The sequence below is a fragment of the Wolbachia endosymbiont of Drosophila baimaii genome (assembly GCF_028982185.1).
Classification (GTDB): domain Bacteria; phylum Pseudomonadota; class Alphaproteobacteria; order Rickettsiales; family Anaplasmataceae; genus Wolbachia; species Wolbachia pipientis.
In genome coordinates, this window is the sequence record NZ_JAPQLE010000078.1 from 1 (window position 1) to 2,885 (window position 2,885).

4 protein-coding genes and 1 pseudogene are annotated in these 2,885 nt (G+C 35.4%); 4 read left to right on the forward strand and 1 reads right to left on the reverse strand.

What is annotated here, in order from left to right; translation table 11 throughout:
• The first annotated feature begins 374 nt into the window (after window positions 1–374).
• From OZD66_RS02465 to OZD66_RS02480, 4 genes are all read left to right on the forward strand, one after another.
• Window positions 375–497: a hypothetical protein gene (locus OZD66_RS02465; protein WP_007549233.1), complete on the forward strand. Its 123-nt coding sequence runs from the start codon at window positions 375–377 to the stop codon at window positions 495–497.
• A 96-nt stretch (window positions 498–593) separates the two neighbouring features.
• Window positions 594–956 carry a ferredoxin family 2Fe-2S iron-sulfur cluster binding protein gene (locus tag OZD66_RS02470; RefSeq protein WP_182367164.1) on the forward strand — a complete coding sequence of 121 codons (363 nt, stop codon included), beginning with the start codon at window positions 594–596 and terminating at the stop codon, window positions 954–956.
• Window positions 949–1,980 carry a hypothetical protein gene (locus OZD66_RS02475; protein WP_182367162.1) on the forward strand — a complete coding sequence of 344 codons (1,032 nt, stop codon included), beginning with the start codon at window positions 949–951 and terminating at the stop codon, window positions 1,978–1,980. Before OZD66_RS02470 ends, OZD66_RS02475 begins: the two co-directional genes overlap by 8 nt.
• Window positions 1,964–2,350, forward strand: coding sequence for a cytochrome c-type biogenesis protein (locus tag OZD66_RS02480; protein ID WP_182309927.1), 387 nt, complete (start codon window positions 1,964–1,966; stop codon window positions 2,348–2,350). Before OZD66_RS02475 ends, OZD66_RS02480 begins: the two co-directional genes overlap by 17 nt.
• Before the next feature lie 344 nt (window positions 2,351–2,694).
• Here OZD66_RS02480 and OZD66_RS02485 read toward each other — a convergent pair.
• Window positions 2,695–2,885, reverse strand: a pseudogene (locus OZD66_RS02485) (hypothetical protein); the annotation flags it as partial.

A 2,885-nucleotide genomic window follows, 5' to 3' on the forward strand; every position in this document is an offset into this window, starting at 1 on the left:
GGTTATTAAACGTTTAGAATAAAAAAACGCCATACTTGAAAGTATAATGTAAGTAATTAGCCAACCACGGGGCTTCTTTTGCCTTTTTTTCATTTGGTAAATTTCTTAATATTTATGGATAAACGACAATCGTCATCCCGCTGCTTGTTAGCGGGATCTCTTGTTAGCGGCTGAGATACCGCGAATGAATCGCGGTATGACGGTTCGCGGCGGTATGACGGTTCGCGGCGGTATGACGGTTCGCGACGGCGTGACGATAAGCTCGTTATCCCGCTGCTTGTTAGCGGCTAAGAGATACCGCGGCAGTATGACGGTTAAGTGGGGTGTCATCCCAGTGTCAGCTACTTGGATGACAGGAGAAGGAGGCTACTTGCATGACACCATTCTTTTTTCTGGATCCAAGTAATCAGGGCACTGGGATGACAAGAAGAGGGCACTGCCGTCATAAAGGAACCAGTGTCAGCTACTCGGATGACAACAAAGAGCTACTTGGATAACAAGAAATATAGGCACTGGAATTGCAAAGAGTTTGCAAATATTAGTTATTACCTGTAGGATATAGAGAAATTAGTAAGGATTTTAATAGGAATAATATGCCATCTGTTACTTTTATTTTACCTGATGGGAGTAAGAAAAGTTATGAAGCTGCAGAGGGAGAAACTCTGCTCAATTTAGCCCATAGAAGTGATCCAGATCTGCTTGAAGGTGCATGTGAAGGCTCTCTTGCTTGTTCTACATGCCACGTGATTGTTGATCCAAAATCTTATGATGCTGTAGAAACGCATAATCCCATATCTGATGAGGAAAATGATATGTTAGACCTAGCTTTCGGCTTAACAGAGACGTCGAGGCTTGGATGCCAAATAAAAATCACAAAAGATATCGACGGCTTGTGTGTAACCATACCAAGGGGTACAAGAAACATATCATTAGATAAACAGGGGAATCATGCGTAAGATTTTTATCTATATTATCATCTCTTTACTTTTATTTATTCCTGTAGCGTATAGTGGTTTTTGGTATTTTTCTGCATGTAAGGTAAAAAATCTTTTAGCTGAAACAATACTATACATTAACGACGAAAAATTTGATATTTCACATGATTTTAGTGGATTTCCTTCTAACCTAATTTTCCGTGTGACAAACCCAAAATTTTCCAATGAGCAATTAACCATCTCATCTGATGCTTTATTGATAAAAAATAGATTGTTTGATAAATCAGTATATATCTACATACCAAGCAATGAAGTCAACATTGCTGTTCATGGTGATGAGAAAAAGAATATAAAATGCCACACAAACGATAGCAGCCACTTTGTTGTTAGACTAAACGATTTACCATCTTCATTGCGATTCAACAGCGTGATAGACTATATAGGTACACTTCGTTACGAAGATTATAGATTAAAATGTGATGTTTCAGAAAATCAGCAAAGTGTTATAACTGAAGTGAATGATAAAAGTAATTACATTCAATTTTACCTCGATAAAGAACTGAGTGGAAATGCTAAGCTAGGATTTGATTTGTATACTTATCGGTATAAAAATACTGCAAGTCCTGAAAGTTACCTTAGTATCGACACTAAATTTGATTATGAATTTGTAAACGACATCTCAGCTTCCAGAATTAATTTCAATATAGAGAAATTTTTGATTCAAAGTAATAATTTTTCTTTTGCTGCAGATGGTGGGGTAAACAATTACAACTTAGTTACATATTCATTTAAAGACAAAATCAACGTGGCTATATCAAATTATAAAGAATTAATCTCGTTTATGATTGGTGACTCAAAAACTTCAGATGTGTTTGAAAAATTAATGTCTTCCTTATCAGAAAAAACAACTGATGATGGCATTCAATTTTCAATAAAGTACGATGATGATGTAGGGTCAAGCTTTATTGGAAAGTTATCCATCACTGATTTTATGAACCAACTCAGTAAAATAATCCAATTAACCAAGAATGAGAATAGTAATTAGCTTACTTTTCATATTGATATTCCACTCAGGCGTAAACGCTTTTACTCTGGATAATAAACTCAGAGATAAAAGCATGGAAAAACGAGCAACCAGTTTATTTGAAATAATAAGGTGTCCAATATGTTCTGGCGAATCATTGTCTGAATCTGGATCTCAGATCGCGTATGATATGCGAGAAGCAATTCGTAAAAAAATCAATGATGGATACACAGATGAAGAGATAATCTCAGAGTTAAAAAATTCTTACGGCAATTCAATTATAATCGTACCGCCTATAAAATCTAGCACTTACATTTTGTGGTTTATTCCACTTACAACTCTGCTTATTGGGTGTTTTTTAATACAAAGATACATCAATACAACCACTTAAACCTTTTATATATAGCTAAAGTGACTTAGGTTCTCTAATTGCACATAAGTCAACAATAATTTTCACACAAATCAAAACAGCATATCTTCTCCATAATCCTTGGTAATTTTATATAAGTTAAAAGTAGCATATGGTTCTCTCCGCGGTCTGAGATGACAATAAATTTGTCAAGCCGCATTATACTTGTTAGGCGGAAGTGGACGGCAACATGTTTACCACGAAGTCTAACTAAGTTCTTGCTTGTCCCTTCCATCGGCATTGCTATCTTTATTTTCAATAAAATTATTGTCCTATGCTCTTTTGATGTTTATTGATAATAAAATTCTGTTTTATGAACCAACATCCTATGCATAATTACAGCTAATTTTCTTGCTACTGCTACAATTGCTTTTTTCATTCCTTTTTTCTTCGCAACCCCAGTTTTTTAATTTAAATGTCCTCTTGGTAACTGTAAGCATTGTTTGTGCAGCTTCATATAACATACTTCTACATTCCGCTGGTCCCATCTTTGATATGCTGCCATGCCGATCAACTT

Coding starts and splice junctions, on each gene's coding strand:
- OZD66_RS02465 (WP_007549233.1), top strand. CDS start 375: ATGACACCATTCTTTTTTCTGGATCCAAGTAATCAGGGCACTGGGATG.
- OZD66_RS02470 (WP_182367164.1), top strand. CDS start 594: ATGCCATCTGTTACTTTTATTTTACCTGATGGGAGTAAGAAAAGTTAT.
- OZD66_RS02475 (WP_182367162.1), top strand. CDS start 949: ATGCGTAAGATTTTTATCTATATTATCATCTCTTTACTTTTATTTATT.
- OZD66_RS02480 (WP_182309927.1), top strand. CDS start 1,964: ATGAGAATAGTAATTAGCTTACTTTTCATATTGATATTCCACTCAGGC.